Consider the following 6,000-nt stretch of genomic DNA (forward strand, 5'->3'; position numbering starts at 1 on the left):
CTGTAGTCAATCCTTTGGACGCTCTCAGCCTCCCTGGCTTACGCTTTAACCGCACCCGCCAATGCGCCGTCCACAATGTATTTTTGAATAAAGGTATACAGTACGATCAGCGGAGCGGATACGATCATAATGCCGCAGGCAAGCATCGGCCAGTTGTTGCCGTATTGTCCGCGGAATTCTTTCAGACCGAAGGTGATCGGATAGTTCTGCGCGCTCGGCAGATACATGATCGGGCCGACAAAGTCGTTCCAGATGCCGATCGCAGTAAGAATGACGCCTGTGGCGATTACCGGCTTCATCAGAGGCATGATAATCTGCATCAGATAACGGAAGTATCCGCAGCCGTCCATACCTGCCGCTTCGTCCAGCTCCCGGCTGATGGATTTGATATAGCCGACGAACATCATAAAGACAATGCCGGTGCCGCTTGTCTTCAGCAGGATGTAACCGAGTTTGGTGTCATAACCGATAAATCCGAGGTCCTGCTTCATGGTGAGCATGAGCTTAAACTGGGCGACCATCGGGTTCGGAAGGAACTGCGACATCAGGAAGAACAGATAAATAAATCCGCTCCACTTGACGTAATTCCGGGCAACCGGGAACGCGCCAAACAGCGAAACGATCAGCGTAAGCACCGTTGCAACTCCTGTGTACAGCAAGCTGTTCAGGAAGTAGTTGGAGAAGTTTCCCTGTACCCAGGCTTCCTTATAGTTAGCCCACTGGATATCTTTAACGAGATCAATCGGGCTCAGCAAATATTCGGTGTACGATTTGAAGGAGACGTTAAACACAAACAGCAGCGGTACGATGTAAAGCACAAGCAGTACGGCTACGGTAACGTAAGACAGAATTTTGGCGGATTTGGACTCTTTCATTAATACTCCACCTCTCTCTTACGCATTTGCTTCACAGCTACAATTACAAAAACAAGGATAATCAGGAACTGTACGACGGACAGAGCCGAAGGCAGGCCCATTTCCAGACTGCCGCGGAACGTCTCTTTGTAGACGTCGTATGCCATGGTTCTGGTGTTGAAACGGCCGTCTGTGGTCGCCAAAATAATATCAAAGGTGGACATGGCCCCGATGATCGACAGCAGCATGTTAACAGTGAACGAAGGCGCGATGAGCGGGAACGTGATGTTTTTGAACGACTGCCATTTCGTGGTGCCGTCAATATAACCCGCTTCATACAGATCTTTTGGCACCGATTGGAGACCAGCCAGGAAGATCAGCATGGAGTAACCCATGTACATCCAGATTTGCACGAATATAATGTAGCCAAATGCGTGGGTGAAGCTTCCAAAAAACATGTCTTTGTATCCAAACAGCGCATACAGCTGGTTCACCGGTCCGCTGAGCGGATCGAACATCATGCTCCAGACAAGCGCCACAACGGCAACCCCGAGCACGACCGGCAGAAAAAATACCGCACGGTAAAAATAATCGCCCTTCAGCTTCTGGTTGATAATAACCGCCACCAGCAAAGCGACTCCGTTCTGTACGATCGTTACGATGAACATGAAATACAAAGTCCGGATAATGGAATCCCAGCGTTCGGCGGAATTTCCAGAGAAAAATACATCGCGATAGTTGTCAAGGCCAACAAAGTTCATGGCACTGCCTGGAACGTTTGTAATATCGGTAAACGAATACACGACCGTCATGATAGACGGCCCAAAATAAAACACTACATAAAGTAAAACAGGAATCAGAAGCAGCAAAAACGGTATATAACGCGCAAAGCCTTTTCCGAATGGATACAACTCTCTCACCTCGCCAATCCTCATTCAAAATGATCGGGGCCTGCATGGGCAGACCCCGAATCCGTACAGTAGGTTTGTTCCTTTGATGTTGTTGCTTCTCTATACTGTTTCTCTGTGTATTTCTATATCGACTGAACGGAAGAAGTACAGTTATGGACGAGGCGACCGCTTCGCTACTACAGTTCCAAATCGCCTTCGCGCCAGCTCTTCTTTCCTGTCATTAATAGTTCAGTCCTATCACTGCACGGTGCATCAGGCTGGTTAGGCAGCTTATTTTGGAGCCGCTGCTTCCCATTCTTTCTGCTGTACATCGGCCAGTTCCTTCGAAGACTGGAATTCGCCGCCCGGAGCCAGGTATTCGGTGTGTACGCCTTCGGCAGCAATGTGCTCGCCGACGTTCTCACGGTTGATCATCAGAATTTCGTATGCCAGTTCAAAATCGTCCGTCATGTAAGGAGCCAGCTCTTTGTCGATGAATTCGCTTTCCGTTGTGATGTTGTCCTGTGTCGGGAAGAAGCCCGCTGCTTTTACATAGGCCGTGTAGTTTTCCGGCTCGGAGAAGAACTCCAGCCATTTCAGGGCGCCTTCTTTGTTCGGGCCTTTTTCTGCTACATACCAGGTAACATCGTATTTACCGACAAGCGATTTGTTCTTCGCAGCATCTTCGGTAGCCGGAATCGGGAAGTAGCCGTATTTCAGGTCCGGATTTGCCGCGGAAATCGTCGGTGCGTCCCATGTGCCGTCTGCGATCATCGCCGCTTTGCCTGTTGCGAAGATCGAAGGAGCCGTTGCATAGTCGATACCCATGAAGCCGTCGATGATGTAGTTGTCCTGCAGCGTCTTCATTTTGTCGAGAACTTCTACCGCATCAGGATCGTTGAATTTGTTGGTGCCTTTCCATACGCCTTCGATCCATTTTTGCTGATCGCCGCCAGCCAGGATTTTTGCCTGGAGGCCAAACACCGGCAGTTTCAGCGGCCATACGTCTTTACCTGCTACTACGATTGGCACGATGCCTTTTTCTTTCAGCGTGTCCATCGTTTTGAGGAACTCGGTCCAGGTTGTCGGAACCGTCAGGCCGTTTTGCTCGAAAATTTCTTTATTGTAGAAAAATCCGGACATGGCCACTTTACCGGTCGGAATCGCATACACTTTTCCGTTATAAGTGCCGGCTTTTTCAATGTCGCCCGCATTGTAGTTCTTCACGAATGCTTGGCCGGACAGATCCGCCATCAGGCCGGAGTCAATCCACTGCTGCCAGTCCGGCACTTTTGCGCCAGGCGTCCAGTCTTTCGGGGACAGACGCATACCGGACAGATCCGCTATCACGTCAACGTCGCCAGCCGTAATTCTCGCGCGCTGCGCCTGCTTGAATTCGTCGTCAGGACCGGTTGTTGTATATTCCACTTTATATTCCGGGTATTTTTCTTCGAATTTCTTGTTGATTTCTTGGATCGCTTTATTGATGTTTTCTTGTTTCCAGTGCAGGATCTTGATTACTTTTTTCTCTCCCGATCCGGCGCTGCCCAATCCGCTGCCTCCGGCATTGGTGGCTTCCCCGCCGTTTGCACTGTTATTTCCGCCTCCGCACGCGGCAAGTCCAAGCATCATTACACTGCTCAGCAGTACCGCAGAAAGCTTCTTCATCATGTTGTTACCCCCTACATTCATTGGTAGAATTCATTTCTTCGAAAACGGGGTTTCGATCGAAAAAAGGGCTTTCTTTTTTCGAAACTGAAACAGAAACCGGTTTCGTTGAGACCATTATTACACCGTTCCTTCCGTTTGTAAAGACTTTTTTCGTAAAATAATTTTCGTAAAAACGAGAGGGGAAGTGCCGAATTCCTTAATAAAACAGCGTTTTCTGCATTTTAACAGTTTCAAGTCATTGACTGAAAACAACGAAACAGATAAAATAAATGACGAAACAAGTTTCGATAAAGGATATAAAAACCTGCGGACAACTTGCTAATTTTAAATTTATCACCTTATAAACAGCAGCGCTAGACGACTTTTTCGCTGATTTTGTCGGTTTTGGAGCTGTTTTTTCAAAAGGAGGGCGGATTATGGCGCGAAACATCAAAGATATTGCGAAAATAGCTGGAGTTTCTGTTTCGACAGTATCGAAGATCATCAACAACTACAGTGACATTTCGGAAGAGACCCGAAGCCGCGTGCTGCAAATCATGAAGGATACCGGCTATACTCCCTCCGCTTCCGCCAAGACACCGGCCACGAAACAGTCCAACTTGATCGGCGTCATTTTTGCCGGGAAGCTGAACGTCGACTTTACCCATCCCTTTTTTGTAGAAGTATTGAACTCCTTCAAAAAACAAATGGGGCTGCTGGGATATGACCTGGTGTTCTTCTCCAATGAGAAGTTTGAGTCGGTTGGAGACAACGACTATCTTGCCCGCTGTCTTCACTTTCAAGTGGACGGCTGCGTGCTGATTTCCGGGCAGGAGCTGGAGCCGTCGATCAGCCGGCTGGATAACAGCCTCATCCCCTGTATCGGCGTGGATATGAAATTATCGGGCCGAAGTTCGGGTTATATCATGTCCGACAACTACAAAATGTCCTCCAAGGTGGTAGAGCACTTCTACCTGCTGGGTTACCGCGACCTCGGCTACATCGGCAGCACCCTGGAGTCGGATATCTCCAATATGCGTGAATCGGGTTACCGCGATGCGATTGAAGGTTTTGGACTCCCCATTAACGAAAACTGGTTCGTGAACGGCCATGACTTCTATGAAGCCAGCGGCTATGAAGCCATGCAGCGTATGATCGCTTCCGGCAGCCTTCCAAGGGCCATTTTTGCCGCTTCCGATCAGCTGGCCATTGGGGCAAGCCGCGCTATCAAAGAAGCGTCGTTATCCGTGCCGGAGGACATCGCGCTGATCGGGTGCGACGATATCGAGGCTTGCAAATATACCTCACCGCCCCTGACGACCATCCGTCAGAACAAGGAGCGGATCGGCCGGCTCGCCGCGCTGATGCTGTATGATCTGATGAATAACCAGTCCGAAACCAGCTCATTTGTTGTGGAACCGGAACTGATTATACGGGAATCCTGCGGAAGCAAGCTTGCGCTGTCCTTATAAAGGGCACCAGCTTCCTCAGATCCTGTGAAGTTTCTCAGCGAACCTGGCAGGGCCGCGGGACACAACGATATCGTATCCATAATCGCTGGATTTTACTCCAGTTCTATGATTGGCTTCCACAAATAAGGGGCGGTCTTCATGCCATCCATGGCAGAGGACCACCCCTTTCTTTACGTGTAACCCGCCCTTCCGTAAACTGTTGCAACAGCTTGCGCACTATGGCTTCTGATGACTCCTGCCGGCTCTAGAGATGGACGCCCATGCTGAGCATACAACAATAAAAACCTTCCCGGAAACTCTGAGAAGGTTTGTTTATTATGTTTATTTTCCTGTTCAGGTTCTGCTACCATCCTTGTTATTATCAAAACCAAGCCGACTTGGATAACTTCGGCTCCGACTTTTTTGAATGGCGATTTCGTAAATACTCCTGCATAAGACGATTGCGTTCAATTCGATCGTCCTCGTTTTTAGGAGGGACTGCAAGGACACCATTGCCCGCTTCTGACAACTTTTCAAAAGCATCAACAATTTGATCGCTTTTATTTGTCATTCCCCTTCACCCTTTCCGAAGTATCGATCTACCAATATTTCTTCTCCAGATTCACGGTGGATTAAACAATGAGTTAGTTCATCGATTACAACTTCAATTGCTTGACGTCTCATTTGGTTATTACCCTCCTATGTATTATAACTCAACTTTAGCAGAGCGAAAATCAGCTAAGCTCCAGACCTGGCGCGGATTTAACCGCATTGAAGTAATCGTCTAGAAAAAATAGAAAAACACCGCATCGCCCGCGGCGAACGCACCGCTCGGCGTGCTATTTTATTTACGGCGCGATGAAGTTAACACCCTACACTGGGCGGTTGCCTTGGCACAACTCATAGAACGGCTGAACGAAATTGTGACTCAGGTTGGGAAGAAATGCTTCACCCTAATTCAATGTCAACTCCAGCACTAGATCTCCGGTTTGCCCAGTGATCTCAAGGCGTATCTGCCGATCTTAGGCTGCTGCCGATCTCAGCCTGCGCTGCCGATCTAGCCTTCGCTGCCCGATCTCAGGCTGCAAAAGTTGAGTTAATAAAAGCAGCGGCGGACCAAGACTTGATAAACGATGTCTTCGACTGCCGCTGTTA

5 protein-coding genes are annotated in these 6,000 nt (G+C 48.8%); 1 reads left to right on the plus strand and 4 read right to left on the minus strand.

Annotated elements, in window-relative coordinates; genetic code table 11:
- Positions 1 to 38: 38 nt before the first annotated feature.
- The 3 genes from ACE6ED_RS26670 to ACE6ED_RS26680 form a co-directional block, all read right to left on the minus strand.
- Positions 39 to 875 (minus strand): carbohydrate ABC transporter permease, encoded by an 837-nt coding sequence (locus tag ACE6ED_RS26670; protein ID WP_410830486.1) that lies wholly within the window; start codon positions 873 to 875, stop codon positions 39 to 41.
- Positions 875 to 1,765, minus strand: a complete 891-nt coding sequence (locus ACE6ED_RS26675) for a carbohydrate ABC transporter permease (protein ID WP_410830490.1) — start codon at positions 1,763 to 1,765, stop codon at positions 875 to 877. Before ACE6ED_RS26675 ends, ACE6ED_RS26670 begins: the two co-directional genes overlap by 1 nt.
- Positions 1,766 to 2,035: 270 nt before the next feature.
- Positions 2,036 to 3,415, minus strand: coding sequence for an ABC transporter substrate-binding protein (locus ACE6ED_RS26680; RefSeq protein WP_410830487.1), 1,380 nt, complete (start codon positions 3,413 to 3,415; stop codon positions 2,036 to 2,038).
- 416 nt (positions 3,416 to 3,831) lie between these two features.
- On the opposite strand from ACE6ED_RS26680, the gene ACE6ED_RS26685 reads away from it, so the two are divergent.
- Complete coding sequence (locus tag ACE6ED_RS26685) at positions 3,832 to 4,866, plus strand: LacI family DNA-binding transcriptional regulator (protein ID WP_410830488.1); 1,035 nt, start codon at positions 3,832 to 3,834, stop codon at positions 4,864 to 4,866.
- A gap of 361 nt (positions 4,867 to 5,227) precedes the next feature.
- Here ACE6ED_RS26685 and ACE6ED_RS26690 read toward each other — a convergent pair whose 3' ends face one another.
- Positions 5,228 to 5,416 (minus strand): hypothetical protein, encoded by a 189-nt coding sequence (locus tag ACE6ED_RS26690; RefSeq protein ID WP_410830489.1) that lies wholly within the window; start codon positions 5,414 to 5,416, stop codon positions 5,228 to 5,230.
- Positions 5,417 to 6,000: the final 584 nt, after the last annotated feature.

Source organism: Paenibacillus nanchangensis (assembly GCF_046543445.1).
GTDB classification, from domain to species: domain Bacteria; phylum Bacillota; class Bacilli; order Paenibacillales; family Paenibacillaceae; genus Paenibacillus_AQ; species Paenibacillus_AQ nanchangensis.

Excerpts from the sequence above, each read along its gene's own strand:
- ACE6ED_RS26670 (WP_410830486.1), bottom strand. The coding sequence starts at position 875 with ATGAAAGAGTCCAAATCCGCCAAAATTCTGTCTTACGTTACCGTAGCC.
- ACE6ED_RS26680 (WP_410830487.1), bottom strand. The coding sequence starts at position 3,415 with ATGATGAAGAAGCTTTCTGCGGTACTGCTGAGCAGTGTAATGATGCTT.
- ACE6ED_RS26685 (WP_410830488.1), top strand. The coding sequence starts at position 3,832 with ATGGCGCGAAACATCAAAGATATTGCGAAAATAGCTGGAGTTTCTGTT.
- ACE6ED_RS26690 (WP_410830489.1), bottom strand. The coding sequence starts at position 5,416 with ATGACAAATAAAAGCGATCAAATTGTTGATGCTTTTGAAAAGTTGTCA.